This is a genomic window from Butyricimonas sp. BSD2780061689_150309_C8 (assembly GCF_015560935.1).
In the GTDB taxonomy this organism is placed as follows: domain Bacteria; phylum Bacteroidota; class Bacteroidia; order Bacteroidales; family Marinifilaceae; genus Butyricimonas; species Butyricimonas paravirosa.
Genome location: NZ_JADMSV010000008.1, coordinates 34637 through 60821, shown reverse-complemented (window position 1 = coordinate 60821; position 26185 = coordinate 34637). Strand labels below are relative to the sequence as shown.

Here is a 26185-nt window from a genome sequence, read left to right as displayed (position 1 = left end):
TCTAAAAAGTCATTTTTCAAACTCCCTCCCCCCTTCGGGGTATTGAGCCTGCAAGCAGGCTCGAATCGGCTCTCGCTCGACAGGCAACGAGTAAACTCTCTGCCTGTTCTCGCTTACTCGCCGATTTCCCTCTATAAACAGAGGGAGAGCTGAAATACTCCCTGTCTTCGGGAAGAGTCACCAGCTCCTCCTCTGTTTATAGAGGAGGTGGCACGAAGTGACGGAGGAGTTTCTGAAATAAATGACTTTTTAGATAGCCCCTCGTCGATCAATTTCTAATGGCAGCGATTTCTTTCACGGCTTCGATAGCAGTATTCACGTCTTCTTCCGTCGTGAAAGCGCCGATGCTCATACGGACGGTTCCATGAATATCGAATGTGCCGATGACCTCGTGTACTTTCGGAGCGCATTGTAGTCCCGTACGTACGGCGATGTTGTAATCCACGTCAAGCATGGTTCCCACGTCTCCGGAATCGAATCCGTTGATGTTGAAACTTAATACCGGATTCTGGTTTTCTATGCTGCTGGCGCAATAGGTAGTTACACCCTCGATGTCTTGTAAGGCTTTACGAAGTTTATCCCAGAGTTGGATTTCCCGGTGATGGATGTTCATGATCCCTTGTTCCTGAATCCATTTAACCCCGGCGTTTAACCCGGCAACACCTAACAAGTTGAGGGTCCCGTATTCCAAGCGGTAAGGATATTCATCCAGATGTACGGGATAAGCGGAGCGAACTCCAGTCCCCCCGGCACGGGTATGTTTGATTTCGATACCTTCGCGTACATACGAACCACCGATTCCCGTCGGTCCCATGAGGCATTTGTGACCAGTGAAACAATACACGTCGATTCCGGATGCTTGCATATCCAAGTCTACGGCTCCGGCACCCTGACTACCATCAACCACGAAGATCACGCCTTTCTCTTTACAGATTTTCCCGATTTCGGTCAGTGGTTGAATCGTTCCCAGCACGTTGGAACAATGGGTTACGACAACAAATTTCGTGTTCGGACGGATGGCATTCTTTATGTCGTCGGGGTGTACATAGCCATGTTCGTCAAAAGGCACGTAAGTTAAATCTATGGTTCCGTTTTGGTGGTGCATGTTAAGCGGGCGCAACACGGAATTGTGTTCCAACATGGTAGATACCACATGAATCCCTTTCTCTACCAATCCGTTGATGATCAGGTTCAAGGAGTCCGTGGCATTATAGCTGAACGTTAATCTGTTGTGATCATTCCCGCCGTTGAATAGCTTGGTTAACATTTTACGGGTTGAGTTCACGACTTCCTCTGTCTCGACGGCAGCATCAAATCCTGAACGTCCGGGATTTACACCATGTTTGCGATAAAAGTCATTCATGAAATCATAAACTACATCCGGCTTCGGAAAGCTGGTTGCTGAATTGTCTAGGTAGATTAATTTGCTCATAAGATTTATAAATTTTAGGTTTTAAGTTTATAAAGTTTGTAAAGTTCGTAAAGTTTATAAGGTTGAATTCACGGGAGATTTTTGGACAAAATTTATCGACAGCTCTGCTGTCATGAACAAAGCCCCGCAAGGGTCCATAGACTTTATGGACCTTATGAACTTTATGGACTTTATAAACTTTTTCATTATTAATTTTCAATTACCAGGGCATCAGCGACCAATTCCGCCACTGTCTTTATGGTGATACCCAGTTTGTACGTGTGATTAATTTGAGTTAGCTGGTCCACGCAATTGTGGCACGGGGTCACGACGATCTCGGCTTTCGTTGCGGTGATTTGGTCGGCTTTGATTTTGCCGATTTTGAGACGACGTTCGTTGTACTCGCTCATGGCAAGGGCTCCGCCACCGCCACCGCAACAGAAGTTGTCCGTGCCGTAGGGTGTCATTTCCACCACGTTTGCTGCTGCGGCATTGACCACGAAACGGATTTCATTGAGAAGTCCCCCGTTTCGAACCAAGTTACATGGGTCATGTATGGTAACAACCTTGCTATTCAGCGTTTTGTCGAGTTTTATTCTTCCGCTCCGGATATATTCCCCGATGAGTTCAACCACCGTGAGTGTGTCAAAATCATACTGTGTTTTGAGATAATTGGGGCCTTCCCAGCGCATGGCTCTCGAACCGTGGCCACATTCCCCGAGTACGAGGCGTTTGCCGTGCAGGCGGTGAATCTCATCGTAAAGATTCCGGGCGATTTGAGTCGCCTCTTCATTATTACCGTTGAAATACCCGTAGTTGGTCACGTCGTAGTATTTAGACGAGAGGGTCCACTCTTCTCCCGCGGCATAGAATACTTTTGCCATGGCAGAGATGGAAAGCGGGAAGAATTTCGGCTCCCGGGGGTTCAAGGTGTAAAAAACGTTCTTGTCTGGTTGATCAAGAAAGATTCCGGCTTTCTCGTCTTCCAGTTCGTCTTGGAGTTCCTCTTCCATCCATTGGATCGTGTCAACAAACTCTTCCGTGGGAATACCCATGTTGTTTCCGGTGTTGACTGCCGCGTCGACAGTTGCTTGGAGGGTTTTAGGAACGAGGCCCATGACGGCAAGCATTTCACGTCCTTTTTTCACAAGGAAGGGAATGTCTACCCCGATCGAGCAATGTTTCACGCAGCGTCCGCACATGGTACAGGCTCCGAACAGGGAGTCGACCATCTCGTCGCATGTCTCTTGGTTTAACTCCCGGGCATGGAATAACGATGGGAACATGGCTCCCTGCCAGGTCTTGTAGCGTCGGTAAATGGAACTGACGAGGTCTACCTTTCGTGCCGGGATGTATTTCCCCTCTTTCATCGTGAGGTAGTACATGCAACTCGATGCACACAAACCACAACGTACACAAGCGTTTAGATGGGTTTCCAGCTTGCTGTCATTCGTGTTTGAAATGATGGCGAGGGCTTTGGCTTTTTGTTCGTTCGTGATATTATTTGTCATATTGAATCGCTTTTTTAGGAGGCCATGTTCCACGCCAGCCGTAGAAAAAGCCCAAATGATACCTGGCAAAGAAAAAGTAAAGCACGTGTTTGATTTTGCCCAAGGGCATCCACACGAAAAGAAGTGCCATTATAATATAATACGCTGCCCCGAATTGTAAGGTCAGCAGAGAATAAGTCGTCAGGAAGAGCATGATGGTGCAGAGAAGATTAGAAATGTAATCATCCGCGCACGATAAGTCTCTCAACTCTTTTTTGGCTAGTCGCTTAATGAATAAAGCCAACCCGCAAACGGCAGCAATAAAGATGATTGCAGCCAAGATCATGACGATGAGGTTTGTTGCGTTTTCAATAGGAATTTGAAAGTTGAAAATAACCGCAAGCGTGAAAAGAAGGTACACGGCTATAGCCAAGAAGTTTCCTATATGAAAAAATATACCTGCCGTGTAAGTGGGCAGGTGTAAGTATGCTGATTCTTTTTGCATAGGTGACATAGCTCCGATACAAGAGTAACAGACTGCTTGGGTAATATTCCCTGACTTTTGCGAAAGGTCCTTGGGAGAACCGTGTTTTAAAAGTCGTACAAAATATCCCCCCAGTAGTACTACACAAAAAAGAAGTGCAGCTAACGAGGTCCAAATATACCAAGACATGGTCGTGGGTATTAGACGCACCCGTCGGGTTTCGGTAACCCGGCCACCCGACACGCTCCTCGGGCTGGTCCTAATGGGAACAATTCATAAATGTCTTTCAATTTTAATCCGGTCTCTTTGCAGATGGTACGAACCATCGGGGCATTTCCCTTTTCTTCAAAATTATCACGAATGATTTTGATAATAGCCCAATGTTTGTCATTTAATTCTGTGATTCCATCTGCCTCGGCAAAGAGTTTTGCCACGTCTTCATTCCAGATTGAAGGATCGGTGAGGAAACCGTCTCCGTCCACTTCGAACGTCTTTCCTTGAATTTCTAGTGTTGCCATAATGTTTATTGGTTTTAGATTGATTTGCAATATAATAAATATTTGAAAAAACAACAATGATTTTTGTTGTGGATTGAAGAAATATATGCGATAGGGGGCTTTCCCGCGTGGGAGTAAGGAGTTGGAGGAATGATTCGGGAATTATATTTGAATATTGGATGTATTTTAGGTGTAAATATTGCAAAATAGTTGTATTTGTGCGTGTTTTGTGATAAAAATATTATCTTTACATTTGAAAATATGCGTAGGGTCCCGGAAAAATATATTGGCGTATGAAAGTCTTTTTATTATTTATATTATTCTTTTTGAGCGGGGTGTTGGGATATGTTCAACATGCTGAAGGGGAGACTGGTACACCTCCCGAGATTAGGCAGGTTTTGTTTGTCAGCTCGTATCATTCGGAGCAAATCTGGGGACGCAAGGTGTTGAATGGGGTGAGAAAACAGCTTGACCGAGCAGGGTTTAATGTGGATTTGAGGGTGATTTATCTGGATTCCAAACGACTGACCAATACGGAGGTGAGGAATTCCTTGTTGGAAACACAGTTGCGGGAGGTTAAGGGGAAGTTAGATTTGATTATTGTTTCGGATGAAGAGGCCAATAACGCCCTTTTCTCCCTGGATATACCTTTGGTAAAGGAAACGCCTATCGTGTTTTGTGGAGTTATGCGATATTCGAAGAAACTTGGCTTTGATCAGGTGACGGGAGTTATTTGTGATATTGATTATGAAAAAGTGTTTCTGTTGGGGCGGAAATTATTCCCGGAGGCTCGAAAAGTTTACGTGTTTTCGGATCAATCGGGAGCGGGGCAGGCACATGAGGTTTTGGCTCGGCGGCAATTAGCCAAATATAAGGATCGTTTCCCGGTTATTTTTGCAGGCGACACGATCTCGGGCGTGAATAGTTTTTTAAAGGAGTTGCAAGAGGTTTATCCTCTTTCTTTTGTTATCTTGACCACTTGGCAACAAGGTAAACAGGGAGTGTATCTCGATCCGGATATTTATTATTCCATGTATGCTCATGAATGTCCGGTTCCGATTTTGACGGTGATGGATAACGGTTTGGGAAAGGGAATTTTTGGGGGAATTGTGACGTTTGCCGATCAGATGGGGTCAAAAGCCGGAAAAATCGGGGTGAGAATTTTGAATGGCGAGCAGGCGAAAGTCATACCGATAGATACGGTTCATCCTATTCCGGTTTTTGATGAAAATCAATTGAAACGTTGGCGGGTAGAACGTAAGAACCTTCCGGCTAAAAGTTTGATCGTTAATGAACGGGATGCTTTTTGGCGGACTTACGGAAATTATATTCTGATTGCGGGAATTGCCTTTATATTATTATTGTTACTTGTCCTGTTTCTGGTGTTATCTCACTTGAGATACCGGAAAATGTTGCATCGAAGTATCTTTTTAGAGAAAGCGGCACAGCAGATGGCCGAGATGTTGAAGAAAAAGACTGAAATATTGTCTAATACATTGTCTTCAATGAGTGAAGGTATTTTGGTGGTGGATAAGGAATTGCGGGTGATCGAGTTAAACCATGCCTCGGTGGTCGGTTTGGGATGTGAAGGAGATGTGATTGGTAAACCCTTGAAGGAGGTTTGCGAGATCAACCGGAATCGAGTCGGGGAAGGAATTGAAGATTTCGTGCAGAAGGTGATGAGGGAGAGAAAGCGTCGGGACTTGGCGTTGAACACGGTCTTAATCTCGTGCGGGGCTCCCGTGCAGCAAGTGACAGGGAGTGTTTCTCCCTTGTTGAATGAAAGCGGGGAGGTGAACGGTGCAGTCATTATGTTGCGTGATGTTACTCGAGAGTGGCAGCAACAAACCTTCTTACGTATTTCGATAAATGCCTTGCGAGCTTACTCTTGGTGTTATGACGTGGATAATAATCTCATGACGGTCGGGGAGGGTTTCCCGAAGGATGAGACTTTAAATCGGGATTTGAGTACGATTGAGAAATATATGTCTCATATTCATCCGGATGACCGGAGGGAGTTATCGGTCTGTCTGGAAGGGATTGCCAAGGATGAACTGAAAGAGTTTGTTGTTGTTGTTCGAGTGGATTACTTGTGCCCCGGGGAGTATCGCTGGTTGGAGAATCGTGGAATTGTTGAAACCGTGGAAATGAGTAATGGGCGGAAGGCGAAATACGTGTATGGAATGGGGATAGATATTAATCGTTACAAGATCGTGGAGGAAGAAATGGCGATAGCAATGCGCAAGGCAGAGGAATCCGATCGGTTGAAATCCGCTTTTGTGGCGAATATTTCGCACGAGATCCGGACTCCTTTAAATAGTATTGTTGGTTTTGCCAATTTGATGGTGGAGGAAGGGTTACCCGAGGAGGAGAGAAAATTGAGCAGTGATATGATCACGAGTAATAGCCGGGCGTTGTTGGGATTGCTGGATGACGTGCTTGATTTGTCCCGTTTGGAGGCCGGGATGGATAAGGTATTTCTTAGTGTTTGTGATTTACATTTTTTGGTCCATTCTATGTTGGATGTCGGGCATTTAAATATGGCACAAGGTGTTGAATTGGTGAATGAAGGCCCCCGGGAAAAATTGTTGGTTATGACGGATGAGGTGAAGTTGACAAAGGTATTTATGAATTTAATCGGGAATGCCAAGAAATTTACAGTACGAGGACATATTGCCGTCGGGGCCGAGATTACCTCTGATGGTACATGGGTTGAGTGTCGGGTAGAGGATACGGGGATAGGTATTTCTCCTGAAAATCTGGAACATATTTTCGATCGGTTTTATAAGGTGAATGAGTTTAAGCAAGGTACTGGGCTCGGGCTTTCTATTTGCGAGGCTATTATAGAACTTCTGGGAGGCCGGATCTGGGTGGAGTCAACTCTAGGCAAAGGAACGACGTTTTATTTTAGAATTCCTTACCGGAGGCCGGAAGAGGAGGATATATGATTAGCCCTGTGAGAATCGTGGTGGTAAGGTTGTGGTTTCGCTTTTATTTCGGCCTCATTGCCTGTCACTTTCGTATCAAAGACACTCGCTGAACGTCTTTGATACGTCTTTGATACGAGAATGATACGTCATTGATCCCTGTCTTCTGCCTGAATTCAACGGGTTTTGTTGGTGTTTTTATACTGAATTCTAGTGGACTTACTTTTAATGTTTACTTTTAAAGTGGTTAAATACAATGATTTATTATTGAAGATGAAGTGACCACTTTTTGAAGGAGAGGTGACCACTTTGGTGACCAGTTGATAGCAAATGAAGTGTAAATGATGGCAAATATGGTATTTTAATATCTTGTTTGTCTGAATGTGTTTATGATTTTGGATAAAGTAGCTAAGTTGTTTTAAAACAGGTGTTTATTTAATGGACGGTTTGAATTTTCGCATGAAAATCGAAACTTGCGAGCATGAAAAAAGCCAGTAGAAATACTGGCTTTCAGCTTCTTAGCTCCTCAGGTAGGACTTGAACCTACGACCTACGGATTAACAGTCCGCCGCTCTAACCAACTGAGCTACTAAGGAATTTTCTCAAAAGCGATGCAAATATAGGGGTTTTGTTGAATCCTGCAAAATAAAAAAGGGGAAAAAACAGGTTGATTAGCTAAAAAAAATATAGTAGTAGACGGGAGTTTTGAGAATCAATGAATTGTATTTCGTGGCGTAAAAGGAGAATAGCGTATTTTGTTTTTGGAGAGATGTGAAAAGTGTTGAGTTTTTTAATATATTTGTAAAACATAGAAACGGAAGTGATGGTAGATATAGAATCAAATATACTTCAAAATTTGAACAAGGGTAAAGAAAGTGCGCTGAAAGAGGTTTACCGTTTGTTTTTTCATGCGTTATGTGCGTTTGGAACCCGTTTCGTGAAAGATGATGCGGTGGTGGCTGATATAGTGCAGGAGGTATTTATAAAAGTGTGGGCTAGGAGGACGGATTTTCAGGCTATTTATTCATTGCGTTCGTTCATGTATCTTTCTGTTCGCAATGCTTGTTTAAATTATAACCGGGATCGTGTGAAGGAGAGGAAAATTTCTTTTAATGACGCGGAGTCGGAAAAGTTTGCGGAGGAGCGGGAGGACGTTTTTATGATAGAGGAGGACGTGCATCGCCAGATTCGTAACGAAGTGGAGCGTCTGCCGGAGGCGATGCGGAAAGTTTTTAATTTGACATTACTAGATATGTCTATTCCCGAAATTGCGGAGGCCTTGGATATTTCGGAAAATACGGTGCGTAATCAACGGGCACGGGCCAGGGAAATTTTACGGGCTAGGTTGAAAGACAAAATATTCTTTTTGTTCTTATTATGTGATATTTATTAATCACGATACTCTGAATTGTATTTTTATGGTGGGTTATGTAATTGGCTTCTTTGGCCTACCATAAGGATTTGTCGGTGTTGCAAAATAACAAAATGCTTTTTTTCTCGAAAAAAACTGCATCGGGACTAGTATGCTTTGACAATTTTCGTGTTATAACGATAAAAAGAAGTAGATTATGTCAGAAGAAAATTTAAAGATAGCGGATATTCTTTTTGCCTATATTAAAGGAACGATTTCCGAGTGCGAGCTGGAGGAGTTGACCAAATGGGTGGAGGCTGCGGAGGAGCATCGGGAATTGTTTCAGCAAATAGTGACTTCGGTATCTTATCAGGACAAGGAAGCCGTGTATCGCCGTTTTGACTCGTATTATGATTTTGACCGCTTGCGGGGAGCTATCCGGGGGAGAAAGCGGGGTATGTGGAAATATGTTGCTGCGGCTGCTGTTATTGCATTGCCTTTACTGGTCTCGCTTTTATTACAGATCAGGCAGGAGGGAATTTTCCCGGAAGAGCGTATGCGGGAAATTTCTTTACTACCGGGTAAATCAATGGCAACGTTAACCTTGTCGGACGGGAGTTCCAAGCTATTGAGCCCGGAAAATTTTGATTTGATGGATGGTTCGAAACGGATTGTAAATGATCCCGGCGGGCTGAATTATCAAGTTGAAGATACGAGTGAGTGCATGGAGACGGCATATAACGAAATAACGGTTCCCCGGGGCGGAGAGTATAAGGTGACGTTGGATGACGGAACACGGATATGGGTGAACTCGGAAAGTTACATCCGTTTCCCGGTTGTATTTCATGGTGATGAGCGTCGGATTTGGGTTTCCGGGGAGGTTTTCTTGGAAGTTACGAAAGATTCCGAACGTCCGTTTGTTGTAAACACGGAAAAGTTGGATATCAAAGTTTTGGGAACGCAATTTAATGTCCGGGCTTATCCGGATGAGAAATGTATTCAGACGACTCTTGTGGAGGGATGCGTACGGGTGGATAACTCATTGGGGAAAGTGGCAGTGTTGGCTCCTTCCGAACAATTGTTGTATAATGCCCAGAATGGAAAACATGAGGTACGGGAGGTTGATACCGAATTGTATGTATCTTGGAAAGATGGGGTCTATGTGTTTGTTTCTCAACGATTGGAGGATATTATGTTGCTAATATCGAAATGGTATGATGTTGATGTATTTTACCAGAATTCCACCGTAAAAGATATTATATTTTCAGGACGCTTAAAACGTTACGAGAATGCGGAAACTTTGTTAAAAGTGTTCGAACGCTTGGGGGGAGTGAGATTCTCCATTCAAGGTAAGACCGTTATTGTCGAAGACGAGTAAAAAGTGAATGGAAAGAAGGTGCAACTGCTTTCCATTCATGTACGAACCTCGACCGGGTGCAACCGGACGAGTATTGTTTAATCATATAATAGTACAAATGTATGAAAAAAATTCGAGGATGTTATCCCCGTTCGTCGGGGGTGCGAAAAATCTTATTGACTATGCGTTTTCTAGCTCTTTTTCTTTTTTGTACGGCTATGCATTTATCTGCATCAGTACATTCGCAGAATGTCGTGTTTAGTTTTAACTTGAAAAATGCCACGTTTGAGGATCTCATGAAGGAGATTCGTCAACACAGCGACTATTATTTTATCTATAAGGATAGCGAGGTGGCTCAGGTGACAAAACTAAATAAACGGTTTAAATCCGTGAGTATCGACGAAGTTCTTGAAGAATGTCTGAAAGGAACCGGTTTAACTTATTCTGTCGAAGACCAGTTGATTATTATTAAAAAGAATCAAATTGTGGCCGTGCGGGATACCACTGTGAAGAACGAGGTCCGGTTGATTAAAGGAAGGGTTGTGGATGAGATGGGAAAACCGTTACCGGGTGTGACTGTCGTGATAAAGGGGACTAGTACGGGAGTGGCAACGAGTGCGGATGGCCTTTTTGGGGTAGCTTTACCTGCGGATACCGCCACGCTGGTGTTTACCTTTGTGGGGATGGAGACACGGGAGGTTAAAATATTGCCATTGAAAGTAGGGGAAGTGCGTAAAGATTTGCGCATCGTGATGAAGGAGGATAAGATCGCTTTGGAAGACGTGGTGGTGACCGGCTACGCGAATATCAAGAAATCGAGTTTCACGGGAACGGCCACGCAAGTGAAGCGGGAGGACATTTTGAAAGTGGCGGGTCGGAACGTGATCGATGCCTTGCAGGTGTTTGACCCGTCTTTGCGAATCATGAAGAATAATTTGATGGGATCGGACCCGAATACCTTGCCGGAGTTCTACGTGCGGGGGCGTTCAGGTATTACTGGGGTGAAGGAGTTGGATGCATTAGAGGCTTCCGATGTATCGCAGTTTGCGATAACCAATAACCCGAATACTCCGATATTTATTCTGGACGGGTTTGAGGTATCCGTGGAGAAAGTGTATGACTTTGACGTGAACAGGATCAAGGATATTACGATATTGAAGGATGCTGCCGCCACGGCCATGTATGGTTCTAGGGCTTCTAACGGGGTTGTCGTGATCGAGACAGTTGCTCCCCGTCCCGGGCGCTTCGTGGTGAGTTATAATGGTAATTACGAGATCACGGCTCCGGATTTAAGTAGTTACAATATGATGAATGCTCGCCAGAATCTGAACACAGAATGGGCGGCCGGAATCTATGCAAGCGATCCCGAGAAAAGTAATTATGAGCGAGATAAGGCATACCAGTATGGCATTTATTTGGATAAGAAGAATGTGATTCTGGCGGGAGGTGATTATTACTGGTTGTCACAGCCGTTAACGACGATGTTTAATCACAAGCATAGTGTTTATATCGAAGGAGGGTCTGATGCGATCCGGTTTGGTATCGAGTTGCGCTATGATAACCAGAACGGTGTGATGAAGAGATCTTTACGAGATCGTATCGGTGCCGGCCTGACACTGGAATATCGTTACAAGGGTTTCCAGATGCAAAATAAGATTTCCTATGACATCATGACTTCGAAGGCTTCGCCTTATGGTTCTTTCGGGGACTATACGAATAAGCATCCTTATGAATCGTGGAAAGACAAAAACGGAAAGTTAATCAAGAAATTGCCACAACGTAATTATGGTGAAAGTTTTATCAATCCTTTGTACGAGGCAACGTTGGGAAATTTTAACAAGAGTAATTACAAGGAGTGGACGGATAATCTCGCATTGAATTGGTACGTGAATGATTATCTATTAGTGAAGGGGCAGTTCGCGATCAGTTATAAGTTGGATAAGACCAAGGTGTTTACGGATCCGGAATCGGCCAAGTATGGAGATGGAGTGACAGCATTCTTGCGGGGAGAGTTGACAGAAGCTTCAACAACAACGACCCGGTGGAATACGAACGTGTTTGCCGCTTATAACCGATTGTTCGGGTTGCACAATCTGAATTTCTCTTTAGGATTCAACGCAACGTATTCTAATATCTCGTATTCCTATTCTCATTATCGAGGTTTTCCGGATGCTCATCGGCATTCTCCAGCGTATGCTTACGAAATCGTGACGAAACCAACGTTTACCGACAATAAGACCCGATTGTTTGGAGTGTTCTTAATGTTGAATTATAGCTATAATGATATTTACCTGGCCGATTTCTCGTTCCGTTACGATGGGTCTTCCGAGTTCGGAACGGAAAATAAATGGGCTCCTTTCTGGTCTGTCGGTGCTGGTATAAATGTGCATAATTACGATTTCTTGAAAGGGAACGAGTGGATCAACCAATTCCGGATAAAGGGAAATGTGGGACAGACCGGTAAATCGAATTTCCAGCCTTATATGGCACGAAATACTTACGAGGTCTTGTTAGACGACTGGTATCAGACGGGTATCGGGGCAAATCTGATTTACATGGGGAATGATGATTTGACTTGGGAAAAGCAATTGTCGTGGAATATCGGTACGGATATAATCACGTGGAATAACCGGGTGACTCTGGGCTTTGATTATTATTATAAAAAGACCATTGATTTGGTGACAGAAGTCTCTTTGCCGACATCTTCCGGTTTCACGAAGTACACGGATAATATGGGTGAGATCCTGAATGAAGGGGTTGAACTTGATTTGAACGTGCGAGCTTATAGTGATAAGGATTGGGATGTTATCGTGTTCGGTAACTTGGCTCATAATAAGAATAAGATACTGAAGATTTCGGAGTCGTTGAAACAGTATAACGAACGGATTGACGAGTATTTCCAGAATTATTACTCGATATATGGTACGCCTTCAGAGGATTCGAAGTATGCCAAGCCGTTTATGAAATATGAAGAAGGGAGTTCCTTGACAGCGATTTATGGGATGAAATCGATGGGAATTAACCCCGCTAACGGTCAAGAGGTTTACGTGAAACGAGATGGGACCCTGACATACACGTGGGAATCGAATGAACAGCAAAAGATAGGGGATACCGAGCCGAAGATTCAAGGGGCTTTCGGGTTGAATGTCCGCTATCGGAACTTTACATTTTACACGACCTTCCTCTATGAATATGGTGGTGACGAGTATAACACGACTTTGGTGAATAACGTGGAGAATGCCAATTTGATCAAGTATAACGCTGATAAGCGGGTGAGTTCGGATCGTTGGCAGAATGTCGGGGATGTTGTTCCTCTGAAAGACATAAAAGACCGTTTGTACGTGACCCGTGCAACTTCTCGTTTTGTGCAAAAGAACAATAATGTGGTCTTTAATTCTCTTTCTGTGGGCTATGACGTTGACCCTGTATGGTTGCGGAAAATACACCTGAGTTCGTTGAGGTTACAGTTCAATATGAAGGATATTGCCACGATGTCAACGATCAAGCGGGAAATGGGGTTGAACTATCCGTTTGCCAGGACATTTACGTTTACTTTGAATGCTAGTTTCTAATACTGAAGATTATGAGAAAGTTATATTTAATATTATTGTTGCCGGTCTTTTGGCTGACATCGTGTAACAGTTTTCTAGATGTTTCGGCAGATAATGAATTGTTACAAAAAGAGATTTTTGGAGACTATAAAGGGGTGAGAATGGCGGTGAACGGGGTGTATCGAACTCTCTCATCGACGAGTTTGTACGGACAGAATCTGACGTGGGGATTTGCCAGTGCTATTGGGCATAATTATCAATCCAGTAGTCAGTACTATTTGCCTTACGGGTTGTATGAAGCGGCCTCTTTCGATTGGGAAAATGCCTCTGCTCAAAGTTTAACAGAAAGTATTTGGTCAAAGGGATATAACGTGATCGCTAGTTGTAATGATATTATCCAGCAGGTGATTGCAAAAGACACCAGCTTTTTCGGCCAGGGGAAAATGGAGAAAGATATGATCTTGGGGGAGATGTACGGAGTGCGTGCATTGGTACATTTTGATCTGTTCCGTTTGTTCTGTCCGGCTCCGGTGACAAAGCATACTGGACAGGCAATACCTTACGTGACGAAATATCCGGATTTGCAACCGGGTTATCAAAATTCTCCGGCTTTTATGGATTCTGTGATCATGGATATGACACGGGCCCAGAGTTTATTGGCGGTTGTGGATACCGTGTTTAATCGGCGACAAAATACGAGTATATATTCTAGGGTACGTAGTCTGGATCGTGGTCTGGTTGATTCTCCGGATGACTTTTTCCTGTACCGGGCAACCCGGATGAATTACTTTGCGGCAAATGCTTTACTTGCCCGGATGTATATGTATAAAGGGGATGAGGAGAAGGCTTACGAGAATGCCCGTCTTGCCTATGGTTTCCATTTGCGATGGTTCCGTTGGACGGGTAATTCTAATCAGGGAAGTGTTTCTAATATAAACTTTCTATACCCTAAACGTTATAATGAACTTTTCCTTTGTTTTTCGAATAACGATGTGGTTGATAACGTGGAAAACATATTAAAAGGTTATTCAAGTGCCTTACGGATGAAAAATATGGATGTCCTTTTTGCCGGGGATATGGATGATTATCGTTACACGGGTTTCTACAATAAGACAACCCTTGCGTATGGAGCGCAACGATATGCCACGTGGTTGAGGCTTTCGGGGGCTACTTTTAAAGAAGTATTGGATCAGTTGCCTTTGTTACCCGTGATTCGGGCTTCGGAGATGTACCACATACAGATTGAATATTTACTGAATAAGGGGCGTAAAGGAGAGGCTATCGAATTGTTTAATTCTTTGAGAACAAGTCGTGGAGCCAAGACTAGATTGACTTCTGATATGTCACCTGACGATCTACGATTGAAATTGATGTATGATATTATCCGGGAAACGTTGACTGAGGGGCAGACATTTTTCATGTTCAAGCGTCTGAACCAGGATATTTTTAACGGTAGTGATAATATTAAGATGACCCCGGAAAAGTGGGTGATTCCTATTCCTTATAGTGAATCGGCATATCAATAATTAAAAATCGAATAGTTATGAGAAAGATATATTTGTTGTTAGGATTTATACTTGTTCTGGGGGCCTGTTCGAAGGATGATATAAAAACATACAGAGGTGATAATTATCTTCAGTTCGTGAAGGTGGTAACGGATTCATCCGTCTGTTCGTTCTTGGCTTACCCGAATGATAATGAATTGGAATTTCCCGTGGAAGTGGAGGTGATCGGTTTGCCTTCTGATAGAGAACAGGAATATAAAATCAGCGTGGATCAGGCAAAGTCAACTGCCACGACTGCTAATTACAGGTTGCCGGACAAATTCACGATGAAGCCCGGTAAAGTTCGAGACACGTGTAAAATTACGTTTGTTAAAACAGCGGAAATATCAACTGTTGCGTTACGGTTGACTTTAAAACTGGAACCTACCACTGATTTCCTGTTGGGACAAACCGAATGTCGCTCGGCAATTATCTATGTCTCTAACGTGGTGGCGAAGCCAAATTGGTGGACAGATAACGTGACGCGGAATTATCTGGGTGCGTATTCGGATAAGAAATACCGGTTGTTTATTCAAGAGACGGGTAAAGCGGATATAGATAGTGATAATATAGAAGAACTTCGTTATAACACGATTATATTCAAACATTACCTGCAAAAGAAGAAAGATGCGAACGAGATGGTTCGTGAAGACGACGGAACGGAGATGACCGTGGCATTAGTAGTCGGATAATTAAAATTGAATGTTTATGAAAAGATTTATATTGTTCTCCCTGTTCGTGAGCTTTTGGTTTAGCGCATGTTACGAGGATAAAGGTAAATACAGCCTGATTGATTATAATGATGTTACACTGGATGTCGTGACTTCTTTGACGAAAAAGACGATTATTCTGGGAGATACGGTGCGTATTGTACCGAAGATGACGTGGAAATATCCCGATCGGGACACGTTGGCATACGATTATCGTTGGGAGATGGGATTGGGTAATGTCGTTTCGACGGATCGGAATTTCGAGTATATTCCCGCGAGTTGCGGGCAGTTTGATGTGAATTTCTATATGACGGATCGGAGTAGCGGGATCGAGTTCCATGATAGTCACACGGCGATAGAGGTAAGATCTCCGTATAAGGTCGGATGGCTTATTCTGGCAGAAAAGGACAACAGGACAAGTTTGAGTTACATCCGGCGGGATAGCTGGCAGGATGAGGATAAAAAGACACATTACGAGTGGGTGGCTTATCCGGATGTGTATGCGACGTTGTACCCCGATAATCCGTTAGGTACAGGGCCGTTGAAGTTGGAAAACGTGATGACGGGAGGTGAGGCGGATGAAGTGATGGTCGTGCAGCGTACCGGAGGTTCCTATTACTTGAGCGGGATGGATTTCACGAAGGTGATGGCTCTTCACGAGGAATTCCCCGGAAGTGCATACCCTACCGGCCTTGACCCCGTGGAGGTACGTAATGGCGGATGGCAAGATTTCGTGTTAAGTGCTAATGGTGAAGTTTACTGGAGGAGGAATACGGGTTCCGAGATTCAGCACGTGACAGCTTTTATCGATATTCCGCTTTATTTTTCAGGAACGACGGATGGAGGACGAATCACTCAATTCTTTGATTTGGACACGAAGGATTGTGGTGCCGTGCTGATGTATGATGAAGGCAATAATCGTGTGGTAGGTCGATTGACCAGCTTTAATAGTAATTCGGATAGTGGACCTGTCGAGTTTGTTTATACTCCGGATGATCCGGGTGTGGTAAAACTGACGGATCTGACCGGGTATAAGATTATGCACGTGGGTGATTATGGTGACGGAAGTGGGCTTAATATTATCCTGAAAGAGGAGAGTTCTGGAAACTATTACTATCAAAATATGGAGATTGACAATTGGGATGGGTTCAATATTTTTGATTGTACTCAGGAGCTTTTTGCCGGTAGCAGTGTTATCTCTGACAATACGGTATATTTCCGGATTCGCCCTAGTTCTTATCTTTTCATGGGTGAGGGCAGTAAGTTGTACTTCTATGATGTGAACACGAAGAGCGTAAAGCTATTCACGGATTATACAAGCGGTAATATCGTGGAAATATTGCAGGATGCAAATGCCGGAGAAATCGGTGTGGCACTGGATGATGGAAATTTCTATATCTATAAATTGAGCACGGAAGTGTTGGCGGATGCGAATCCGGGTGAGAAAGGGCTGTTATTCCATGTTTCCGGCTTGGGACGGATTGTAGATATTGAATGGAAATGGGGAGGCTCTTATAATTGGGCGTTCAAGCGTTACGAGTAAAAGTTTTCTTAGGCTTGAGTGTTATGTTTTCTTGAAAAGAGGCTGGCTGAAAAGTCCTTTTTTAAACTCCCTCCCTCCTTCGGAGTACTCCCTCTATAAACAGAGGGAGAGTTAAGTTACTCACCATCTTTGGGAAGAGTTACAGCTCCTCCTCTGTTTATAGAGGAGGTGGCCGAAGGCCGGAGGAGTTTTTAAACAACAAGTAGGATTTTGAGGATGTCCTCTTGGGAAAACCATGTCAAAAGTGAAGGGTGTGTAGCTATTATATGTAAATTAAAATGAGAAGATTATGAGAAAATTATCAGTGAGTTTTTTCTTCATCGTGCTGTTCCTATTTACCTGTGGTGTGCAGGACGGGTTCGCTCGGAAAAAGAAAAAAGGCGTGAAAGAGGTGGAAAAAGAGACACCTTATCAGAAATTATTCAAAGGTAAGACCTGCGAAACGGTAAAAGGATTACTGACTATTCATAAGATGGATGGGAAAGTATATTTTGAGATCCCCCGGAATCTGTTGGAAAAAGATATGTTATTAGGATCAACGATTTCCGAAACGACCAATAATTTGTTCGGGAGCGTGGGAGAGAAACCGACCGACCCCTTGTGCGTGCAGTTTACACAGACGGATTCGATCATTAGTCTGCGGCAAGTGAATCATGGTTACACGACGGAGTTGGCAAACGTGGCACAACGGATTCGGGAGAGTATGAAACCTGCCGTGATGTACAATAGCGGAATATTGGCCTATAACCCGGATAGCACGGCAGTAGTTGTTGAGATGACTGAATTCTTCCTACGGGATGACGAGCAGTTGACTCCTTTCTCTGCATACGCTCCGGCAACTTGGGGCGGGAGATGGATCGTGAAAGAGTTTAAAAAGGATAATTCCCAGTTGGGTCGGATAAAAGCGTTTGAGGATAACGTGAGTGTACAGACGTCTTTGAGTTACGAGGTCAATCTGCGGGACGGGAGGTATTATTACATCTATAAACTTCCGTTCACCTCTTTGATGACACGCAGTTTTATCCTCTTGCCGGAGGAACCGATGCGTCCCCGGATGGCGGACCCTCGTATCGGGATATTTTATCAGGGAGTGTCGGATTTTCGGAATGGGGATTCCGGATTGAAGAATATATATTATGCTCAACGCTGGCGGTTGGAGCCGTCGGATGAAACGGCTTTCCGGATGGGGCGGCTTGTGGAACCCAAGAAACCGATTGTTTTTTACGTGGATAATGCTTTTCCGGAAAGCTGGAAAAAGTATATCAAGGCCGGGGTAGAGGAGTGGAAGGATGCGTTCGAGAAGATCGGTTTTAAGAATGCAATCGTGGCAAGAGATTTCCCGGTGGATGATCCGGAGTTTGATCCGGATAACGTGAAGTATTCTTGCGTGCGTTATTCTCCTTCACAGGTGGCGAATGCCATGGGCCCTTCATGGACGGACCCGAGGACCGGAGAGATTCTGAATGCTTCTGTTTATTTGTATCACAATTTGATCCAGTTGGTGCATGATTGGCGCTTCCTGCAGACTTCTCCGGCAGACCCGGATGCTCGTAAGGTAATTCTGGATGAGGAGGTATTGGGGGATTGTATCCGTTACGTGGTGTCCCATGAGGTGGGTCATTGTCTGGCGTTAATGCATAATATGTCCGGTTCTGCGGCGATCCCGACAGATTCGTTGCGTTCGCCTTCGTTTACTCAAAAATACGGGACGACGTATTCGATCATGGATTATGCCCGGAATAATTATGTCGCTCAACCGGGGGACAAGGAACGAGGAGTGAAACTGACCCCGCCTAAATTGGGTTTGTACGATTATTTCACGATTCAATGGCTATATACCCCTCTGTTAGATGCCAAAAGTTCGAAAGAGGAAGTTCCTACATTAAGCCGTTGGATTACGGAGAAGTCGGGAGATCCGGTTTATCGTTACGGGAAACAACAGATTTCGTCAAGACTGGACCCCAGTTCGGTAGAGGAAGATTTGGGAGACGACGCGGTTAAATCGGCTACTTACGGGGTGAAGAATTTAAAGTACGTGTTAGCGAATATGGGTGACTGGGTGGCACGAGATGATCCGGACTACACGTTCCAGCAGAATATGTACAATGAAATCGTGTTCCAGTACGTGCGTTACGTGAATCACGTGTTGTTGAATATCGGGGGAATATATTTGAACGAGCGGTATGATGGGGATGAATTGCCGAGTTACGCGGTGGTTCCGAAAGAGAGACAGAGACAAGCCGTCGATTTCCTGTTGGGGCAAATGAAAAACTTGGCATGGTTGAACGCTCCCGGTATGCAGCAAAAATTGCCTCTGATGAGTAATATCTCGACCGAGTTGGAAGAGAAAATATTCGGGGCGTTATTATCCCGGAGATGGGCGGTAACTTTGAGTGCGGTGAAGGATGATAACAAGGATACCTATTCCACGAGAGAGTTTTTGACACACGTGCAGGACTTCGCTTTTGCTCCTACCCGTCAGGGAAAGACGCTGACCACGCAAGATAAAAAGATGCAGATGAAGATTTTAAGGCAGATGCTACTCTTCACGGACTTGGGGAAAAAGGGGATGTCCGGGGATCCGTTGTCGTTGGCTGACGGGTGCAAGATGATCGAGGTGCCGGAGCAAGTGAAGTTGATGAGCCGGGAACGGTATGGCGAGTTGCCGTTGGAAGTGCTGGGAGGTTTCTCGAACGTGGAGGCGGTACAGCCTTGCGCGGAGGCCCCCGTGACAAAGTTGCCATTGAATATGTCGGAAAGACAAGGTTTCGGCTATTGGGTGAACGTGAATTCCAATATGGTGGTCGAGCCGTTGGATCATCTGTATTTCGATATGTTGAAACGGATTCAGGTGTTACTAAAGAGCAAGGCAAATACGGGATCAGAGGATACCCGCCAGCACTATCGGTTGTTGTTGTACAAGATAGAACAAGCATTGAAATAGGTTTGATTTTCTAATACGCGAAAGAATATGAGAAATATATTATATATCTGTTTTCTTTCTTTTTTCCTGTTCGGTTGGGGTGTACAAGGACAAGCGAAGAAAAAGAATAAGGAGAAGAAAGAGACATTGACGGCTTACCAGAAATTATTCAAGGGCAAGCAGGTGAAAACGGCTCATGGGCTGATGACGGTTCATAAGATCGAGGATAAAGTGCTGGTCGAATTCCCGGTAAGGTTGTTGGGCAAAGATATGATGCTGACCTCTTCCATCGAGAATATCAGTGATAATGGGGAAGGGGTGGTCGGACAGTTTGCCGGATATGGCTTGCCGTTCTGTTTTACCCGTTTGGATTCGACCTTGCAGGCCCGGATATTCTTAATCGATAAACCTCTGAATAATAGTTTGGAGACAAATTGGAACGAGGCTATCGAGCGATCGAATGCCGGGGGAGTGTATGGCACATTTAAAATAAAGGCTTATACCCCGGATAGCACGGCAGTTGTGGTGGATATGACTCCTTTATTCATGGAGTATTCCCCGTACACGACCCCGTTTACGGCTATCGGGGGAAATTCTTTCTTTGGATTGATTTCCCGGGAGCATGAGTATAAAAAGGAGTGTTCAATGTTGAAAGACGTTGACGCTTTCGATAACAATATCATGGTGACGTGTGAGCTGGGATTTGTCGAGAACCAGTATCTGTTCGGGGCTTTTAAGGTGATTCCCGGGGACGTGAAAGTTTCCGTGACGACGAATAAGATGTTGATGTTGCTGCCGGAAGAACCCATGCGCCCCCGTTTGGCCGATCCCCGTTTGGGAGTCTCTTTCATGGAGGTTTCGCAGGTCGAGAATGACCGGAAGGGGTTGAAATCTACATTTTACACGAAACGTTGGCGGGTGGAGCCGGTAGATGAGGCCGCTCATCGCCGGGGAGAAGTGGTCGAGGTGAAGAAACCGATCGTGTTTTATATGGACACGCTGATGCCCAAGGAGTGGCAGCCTTATATTAAAGAGGGAATCGAGGCATGGAATGAGGCTTTCGAAAAGATTGGTTTTAAGGATGTGGTACGGGTGATGGATTTCCCGAAAGATGATCCGGATTTTAATGCCAACAATATAAAGTATTCCACGATCAGGTATGCCCCGTTGTGGCTTGATATGCAGAATTCGATGCACGTGGACCCTCGTACGGGGGAGATCCTGAATGCCTCTCTTTATATTTATGACGGGTTGGTGTCCGGCTTGAAGACAAATCGGATGTTGACGACGATGGCGACTGATCCGAGTGTTCGGACAACTCGTTTCTCCGAGGAGATGATCGGGGAGCTGATCCGTGTGGAGATTATGCGGGAGGCGGGAATTAATCTGGGTCTGGTGTATAATGCGGGAGCGTCTGCCGTGTATCCGGTTGATTCGTTACGTTCTCCGTCTTTCACACGGGAACATGGTTTGAGTCCTTCTGTGATGGATTACGTGCCGTGTAATTATATTGCCCAGCCGGGGGACGTGGAAAAGGGTGTAAGGATGGTTCCCGGGGGATTGGGAGAATACGATTATTACGTGATCAGGTGGTTGTATGAACCGATTCCGACAGTCACTACGCTGAAGGATGAGTTTGCGACCTTGGATCGTTGGATTCGGGAGGGACGGACAAATCCGAAGTATCGTTTCGGGAAAGTGCCTTATTATTACTATGATCCCCGTTGTTTTACCGGAGACTTGGGAGATGATCATTTGAAGGCTTTGGAGTATGCCGTGAATAATTTGAAGATAACGGTTCGGAATTTCTATGACTGGTATGCCGAGGGGGATGAAGACCTGAGCTTGAGAAGTCAGTTGTATAACTCGTTACGTGGTCAGTTGCAAAAACGGATTAACGATGTGTCCGTGAATCTGGGTGGTTTCTACCAGATGGAGGCTTTCTCCACGGAGAAAGAGCCGAGTTACGTGGTTGTACCCGGTACGATACAGAAAGCGGCTGTGAAATGTATGATCGACATGGCGAAAGATCTTGCTTGGCTGGAAAACAAGGCGGTCGAGAAGAAGTTAGAGATTCGAAACTCCAATGTGGACCAAATTCGGAGTTTTATCCTAGGGACCTTAACGTTCCGGTTGAAGTACGTGGCTCTCGGGGCTGAAAAGGGCGGGGATTATTCGTTGGTCGAGTATGTCGAGGATATTTACAGGAACGTGTGGGATGGGACGTTGAAGAATCGTCCTTTGGAGAAGTACGAGATGGATTTGCAGAAGGAGTTCTTGGGTAGCGTGGTGGCATCCTCTACGATCGCAACGACTGCGGGTAATTTTACACCGAGAAGGGGGATTACAATGGTTGGTCATGAGGGGGCGATTTCTCCGAAGACGATTGATCGAAAACAGTTGGATTTGATACGTGAACAACTTGCTGTTTTACCGGAGAAAGGGATGAATCCGGAAGAACGGAATGGGTTTTACCCCACGATGCGGGTGGTGATACCCGGAGATTATATCCCGGTGAATTACTATTTCGATATGTTGTTCAAGATTCAGGACTTGTTGAAAGGAGCCGTGACGAAGAGTTCCGGGGAAACAAAATTGCATTACGAATATTTGCTGTATAAGATTAATAAGATGTTAGCTAACAAGTAAAAGAAGAGGGGGCTGAAAAGTCGTTTTTTAACTCCCTCCCCCCTTCGGGGTGCTCCCTCTATAAACAGAGGGAGAGTTAAAATACTCTCTATCTTCGGGAAGAGTCACCAGCTCCTCCTCTGTTTATAGAGGAGGTGGCCGAAGGCCGGAGGAGTTTCTTGAAATTAAATGACTTTCGGGTAACCCCGTGGTTGTGTGTATTGTATGAATTTAAAATAAATGTATGGAAGAATCTATTGTAAAAGTGGAGCATTTATCTCATCGTTACAGTATTCAATGGGCGATTCGGGATATTAATATTGAAATTACGCGAAATGGCATTTACGGGTTGCTAGGCTCCAACGGGGCAGGAAAGTCAACCACGATGAACATTATTTGTGGCGTGTTGAAACAGACGGAGGGGGAGGTGTATATTAAGGGAATTAATTTACGGGAGAATCCGGTAGAGGCCAAAAAGCATTTGGGCTTTTTACCGCAGAAACCACCCCTGCATATGGATTTGACGGTGGAGGAGTATTTGGTACATTGTGCCAATATGCGGCTAATTCCCGCTCATGAGGTTCAAGGGGCCGTGAAAGACGTGATGGGGCGTTGTGGAATTTCCCATTTCAGTCGGCGATTGATCCGGAACTTATCGGGAGGGTATCAACAACGATTGGGTATAGCGCAGGCTATCATTCATAATCCGGATTTCGTGGTACTGGATGAGCCGACAAACGGGCTCGATCCGAACCAGATCGTGGAGATCCGGGAACTGATCCGGGAGATCGCGGTGGACCGAACCGTGATTCTATCCACGCATATCCTTTCTGAAGTGCAGGCGACTTGTGATTATATCCGGATGATCGAGGAAGGGCAAGTGGTCTTTTCCGGTACCGTGGATGAGTTTGATAATTATATTGTTCCCAATACGTTATTTGTGTCGTTAATCGCCGCGCCACCAGCAGAGGTGATCCGGGAGATTCCGGGCGTGGTTGCCGTGGATGAACTGGGCGGATCGAAGTTCCGGATTCAGTTTTCGGATGCGCTGGAAGCAACGGAACGTTTGGTCGAGGCCAGCGTGACAAAAGGGTGGCGATTAGTCGAAATCCGTCAGGAAAAGAGCTCCTTGGATGAGATTTTTGCTGAATTATCAAAGAAATAATGACTAAAAACAGATAACGAGATGAAGACAATATATAAAATAGCCCGCACGGAGTTGCAAACCTTGTTTTACTCTCCGATCGCGTGGTTGATTCTGGTGATATTCACCTTTCAAGCGAGTATGGCGTTTACGAATGGCTTGGCGGGTAACGTGAGAAGTCAGGAATTGGGGTACGGGCTTTACAACGTGACGATGGGCGTCTTTGCCGGATGGCGGGGGATGTTTATCGCGATGCAGCAATACTTGTATCTTTATATTCCGTTGTTGACCATGGGGTTGATGAGTCGGGAATTGAGTAGCGGATCGATCAAGTTGCTGTACTCATCCCCGGTTACCAATACGCAGATTATTTTGGGAAAATATCTTTCTATGATGATATACAACTTGGTGTTGATGTGTATTCTGGCCGTGTACCTTGTATTTGCCGCTATTACTATAAAATCGGCAGACGTTCCCTTGATTCTTTCCGGTATGCTCGGGCTTTACTTGCTCGTGTGTGCGTACGCCGCGATCGGGTTATTCATGTCGAGCATTACTTCCTATCAGGTCGTGGCGGCCATGGGAACCTTGGCGGTGTTGGCGGTGCTGAACTTCGTGGGGGATATGTGGCAGGATATTGATTTCGTGCGTGATATAACGTATTGGCTGGCGATTAACGGTCGGGCGCAGGAGTTTATTAACGGTTTGATTTGTAGCGAGGATGTACTCTACTTTGTGATCGTGGTGGCGTTGTTTCTTTTCCTTTCAATTATCCGCTTGCAGTCCCGTAGGCAGAAAACGACGTGGATGACGACTGTCGGGAAATACGGGAGTGTTATCGTGATCGCGATGTTGTTGGGATATATGACTTCCCGGCCGAAGCTGATGTGTTTTTATGACACGACAGCCACGAAACAACGGACGCTGACTCCTAATAGTCAGAGTATCGTGGCCCGGATGGATGGGGGATTGACGATGACAACTTTCGTGAATATCTTGGAGGAGAACTATTGGGCCGGATTGCCCCGTAGCGTGAACGATGATCTGCGACGTTTCAAGATGTACACCCGCTTTAAGCCGGAAATTAAAATGAAATACGTCTATTATTACGATAAGGCGAAGAATCCGGAACTGGATAAGGCTTATCCCAATTTGTCCGACCGGGAGCGAATGTTGAAACGTGCTGAAATCTGGAATTTGGATTCCAATATGTTTATGCGCCCGGAAGAGGTGAGAAAGATAGCTGATCTCGGACCGGAAGGGAATCGTTTCGTACGGTTGCTGGAACGGGACAACGGGGAGAAGACATTCTTGCGGATATTCGATGACATTCAGCGTTTTCCCTTCGAGACGGAAATCTCTGCCGCCTTCAAGCGGTTGGTGATGGAATTGCCTCTTGTCGGTTTCGTGAAAGGGCACGGGGAAAGGGATTGTATTCGGGAAGGAGACCGGGACTACAATCGTTTCGCTCAAGATAAACCGTTCCGCTATTCTTTGGTTAATCAAGGTTTTGACTTTACAGAAGTGACATTGGATAAGCCGATCCCGGAACAGGTGGATATTATCGTGATTGCGGACATGAGAAACCCGATGACGGCGGATGAACAAACAAATCTGGATGCTTATATCGCTCGCGGGGGGAATCTGTTGATCGCGGGGGAGCCTCGTCGTCAGGAGTTTATGAACCCGTTGGTGGAATCTTTCGGCGTGCGGTTTATGCCGGGGCGCTTGGTGAAGAAGAGCGAGCATTTCCAGCCCGATTTTATTATCGCCACGCCGACAAAGGAGGCCGGAGAGTTTTCCTATATCTTCAACCAGATGATTCGTCGGGAATACGTGGTGACCATGCCGAGTACGACAGGGTTGGAGTGTTTCGAGGATAAAGGATTTTCTATCACGCCATTGTTCGTGAGTGACACGATCGGCAGTTGGAATGAATTGGAGACGGTAGACTTTTTAGATGATACGGTTTCTCTTAATCCTTCGATTGGAGAAGTTGAGCGTTCGTATGTCACGGCTTTGGCGATGTCCCGTCCGATGGGAGGGAAAGAACAACGCATTATTATCTTGGGTGATGCGGATTGCCTGAGTAACGGGGAAATCAGTATCGGGCGTAAGGATGTTGCTGCGGCAAACTACTCTTTAATATCCGGTTCTTTCTTCTGGTTATCCAATGAAGAGGTGCCGATAGACGTGCGCCGTCCTACCCCGCCTGATAATAAAGTGTACGTGAGCATGGATTGGATGTATTTCTGGAAAGTGGTACTCATGGGTGTTTGGCCCGGTCTGTTAGCTTTCTGGGCGATCTTTATATGGATTAGGAGACGAGGACGATAAATAGAAGTGAAAATTTAGTGGGGATGTCCAAAAAGTCATTTTTTAACTCCCTCCCCCCTTCGGGGTATTGAGCCTGCAAGCAGTCTCGAATCGGCTCTCGCTCGACAGACAACGAGTAAACTCTCTGTCTGTTCTCGCTTACTCGCCGATTTCCCTCTATAAACAGAGGGAGAGCTGAAATGCTCTCTGTATTCGGGGATAGTCACCAGCTCCTCCTCTGTTTATAGAGGAGGTGGCACGAAGTGACGGAGGAGTTTTTTGAAATAAAATGACTTTTTGGGCAACCCC

At 45.1% G+C, this 26185-nt stretch carries 15 protein-coding genes and 1 tRNA gene; 11 read left to right on the top strand and 5 right to left on the bottom strand.

What is annotated here, in order from left to right; translation table 11 throughout:
- Positions 1-268 precede the first annotated feature (268 nt).
- From I2I33_RS08740 to I2I33_RS08725, 4 genes are all read right to left on the bottom strand, one after another.
- Complete coding sequence (locus tag I2I33_RS08740; protein ID WP_087420733.1) at positions 269-1432, bottom strand: aminotransferase class V-fold PLP-dependent enzyme; 1164 nt, start codon at positions 1430-1432, stop codon at positions 269-271.
- Between the two features lie 188 nt (positions 1433-1620).
- Positions 1621-2922: a (Fe-S)-binding protein gene (locus tag I2I33_RS08735; RefSeq protein ID WP_087420734.1), complete on the bottom strand. Its 1302-nt coding sequence runs from the start codon at positions 2920-2922 to the stop codon at positions 1621-1623.
- Positions 2912-3574, bottom strand: a complete 663-nt coding sequence (locus I2I33_RS08730) for a hypothetical protein (RefSeq protein ID WP_087420735.1) — start codon at positions 3572-3574, stop codon at positions 2912-2914. The genes I2I33_RS08735 and I2I33_RS08730 overlap by 11 nt, the downstream gene beginning before the upstream one ends.
- A gap of 11 nt (positions 3575-3585) precedes the next feature.
- Complete coding sequence (locus I2I33_RS08725; RefSeq protein ID WP_087420736.1) at positions 3586-3903, bottom strand: TusE/DsrC/DsvC family sulfur relay protein; 318 nt, start codon at positions 3901-3903, stop codon at positions 3586-3588.
- A gap of 272 nt (positions 3904-4175) precedes the next feature.
- On the opposite strand from I2I33_RS08725, the gene I2I33_RS08720 reads away from it, so the two are divergent.
- The gene (locus I2I33_RS08720; protein ID WP_087420737.1) at positions 4176-6830 is read left to right on the top strand and encodes an ATP-binding protein; all 2655 of its coding nucleotides are present in this window, start codon (positions 4176-4178) and stop codon (positions 6828-6830) included.
- Positions 6831-7331: 501 nt separating this feature from the next.
- On the opposite strand, the gene I2I33_RS08715 is transcribed toward I2I33_RS08720, so the two are convergent.
- Positions 7332-7405, bottom strand: a tRNA-Asn gene (locus I2I33_RS08715).
- 227 nt (positions 7406-7632) lie between these two features.
- On the opposite strand from I2I33_RS08715, the gene I2I33_RS08710 reads away from it, so the two are divergent.
- The 10 genes from I2I33_RS08710 to I2I33_RS08665 all read left to right on the top strand — a co-directional run bounded on the left by I2I33_RS08710 (position 7633) and on the right by I2I33_RS08665 (position 25897).
- Positions 7633-8202 (top strand): RNA polymerase sigma factor, encoded by a 570-nt coding sequence (locus I2I33_RS08710; protein ID WP_087420738.1) that lies wholly within the window; start codon positions 7633-7635, stop codon positions 8200-8202.
- 175 nt (positions 8203-8377) lie between these two features.
- On the top strand, positions 8378-9538 hold the full coding sequence (locus I2I33_RS08705) for a FecR family protein (protein ID WP_087420739.1): 1161 nt from the start codon (positions 8378-8380) through the stop codon (positions 9536-9538).
- A gap of 101 nt (positions 9539-9639) precedes the next feature.
- Positions 9640-13089: a SusC/RagA family TonB-linked outer membrane protein gene (locus I2I33_RS08700; RefSeq protein WP_229128242.1), complete on the top strand. Its 3450-nt coding sequence runs from the start codon at positions 9640-9642 to the stop codon at positions 13087-13089.
- Positions 13090-13100: 11 nt separating this feature from the next.
- On the top strand, positions 13101-14594 hold the full coding sequence (locus I2I33_RS08695) for a RagB/SusD family nutrient uptake outer membrane protein (RefSeq protein ID WP_087420741.1): 1494 nt from the start codon (positions 13101-13103) through the stop codon (positions 14592-14594).
- A 17-nt stretch (positions 14595-14611) separates the two neighbouring features.
- On the top strand, positions 14612-15304 hold the full coding sequence (locus I2I33_RS08690) for a DUF4843 domain-containing protein (protein WP_087420742.1): 693 nt from the start codon (positions 14612-14614) through the stop codon (positions 15302-15304).
- A gap of 16 nt (positions 15305-15320) precedes the next feature.
- A complete protein-coding gene (locus tag I2I33_RS08685) occupies positions 15321-16865 on the top strand; it encodes a PKD-like family lipoprotein (protein ID WP_162613750.1) in 1545 nt (514 codons plus the stop codon).
- 289 nt (positions 16866-17154) lie between these two features.
- Positions 17155-19809, top strand: coding sequence for a zinc-dependent metalloprotease (locus I2I33_RS08680; RefSeq protein ID WP_195666792.1), 2655 nt, complete (start codon positions 17155-17157; stop codon positions 19807-19809).
- 27 nt (positions 19810-19836) lie between these two features.
- Positions 19837-22437, top strand: a complete 2601-nt coding sequence (locus I2I33_RS08675; protein WP_087420745.1) for a zinc-dependent metalloprotease — start codon at positions 19837-19839, stop codon at positions 22435-22437.
- A gap of 223 nt (positions 22438-22660) precedes the next feature.
- Positions 22661-23581 (top strand): ABC transporter ATP-binding protein, encoded by a 921-nt coding sequence (locus I2I33_RS08670; RefSeq protein ID WP_087420746.1) that lies wholly within the window; start codon positions 22661-22663, stop codon positions 23579-23581.
- Positions 23582-23602: 21 nt separating this feature from the next.
- A complete protein-coding gene (locus I2I33_RS08665; protein WP_087420747.1) occupies positions 23603-25897 on the top strand; it encodes a Gldg family protein in 2295 nt (764 codons plus the stop codon).
- The last annotated feature ends 288 nt before the right edge of the window (positions 25898-26185 follow it).

Bases quoted from the DNA above. Each gene is read 5' to 3' on its own strand.
- I2I33_RS08710 (WP_087420738.1), top strand. From the start codon at position 7,633: ATGGTAGATATAGAATCAAATATACTTCAAAATTTGAACAAGGGTAAA.
- I2I33_RS08685 (WP_162613750.1), top strand. From the start codon at position 15,321: ATGAAAAGATTTATATTGTTCTCCCTGTTCGTGAGCTTTTGGTTTAGC.
- I2I33_RS08725 (WP_087420736.1), bottom strand. From the start codon at position 3,903: ATGGCAACACTAGAAATTCAAGGAAAGACGTTCGAAGTGGACGGAGAC.
- I2I33_RS08735 (WP_087420734.1), bottom strand. From the start codon at position 2,922: ATGACAAATAATATCACGAACGAACAAAAAGCCAAAGCCCTCGCCATC.
- I2I33_RS08700 (WP_229128242.1), top strand. From the start codon at position 9,640: ATGAAAAAAATTCGAGGATGTTATCCCCGTTCGTCGGGGGTGCGAAAA.
- I2I33_RS08690 (WP_087420742.1), top strand. From the start codon at position 14,612: ATGAGAAAGATATATTTGTTGTTAGGATTTATACTTGTTCTGGGGGCC.
- I2I33_RS08680 (WP_195666792.1), top strand. From the start codon at position 17,155: ATGAGAAAATTATCAGTGAGTTTTTTCTTCATCGTGCTGTTCCTATTT.
- I2I33_RS08665 (WP_087420747.1), top strand. From the start codon at position 23,603: ATGAAGACAATATATAAAATAGCCCGCACGGAGTTGCAAACCTTGTTT.
- I2I33_RS08720 (WP_087420737.1), top strand. From the start codon at position 4,176: ATGAAAGTCTTTTTATTATTTATATTATTCTTTTTGAGCGGGGTGTTG.
- I2I33_RS08695 (WP_087420741.1), top strand. From the start codon at position 13,101: ATGAGAAAGTTATATTTAATATTATTGTTGCCGGTCTTTTGGCTGACA.
- I2I33_RS08730 (WP_087420735.1), bottom strand. From the start codon at position 3,574: ATGTCTTGGTATATTTGGACCTCGTTAGCTGCACTTCTTTTTTGTGTA.
- I2I33_RS08670 (WP_087420746.1), top strand. From the start codon at position 22,661: ATGGAAGAATCTATTGTAAAAGTGGAGCATTTATCTCATCGTTACAGT.
- I2I33_RS08675 (WP_087420745.1), top strand. From the start codon at position 19,837: ATGAGAAATATATTATATATCTGTTTTCTTTCTTTTTTCCTGTTCGGT.
- I2I33_RS08740 (WP_087420733.1), bottom strand. From the start codon at position 1,432: ATGAGCAAATTAATCTACCTAGACAATTCAGCAACCAGCTTTCCGAAG.
- I2I33_RS08705 (WP_087420739.1), top strand. From the start codon at position 8,378: ATGTCAGAAGAAAATTTAAAGATAGCGGATATTCTTTTTGCCTATATT.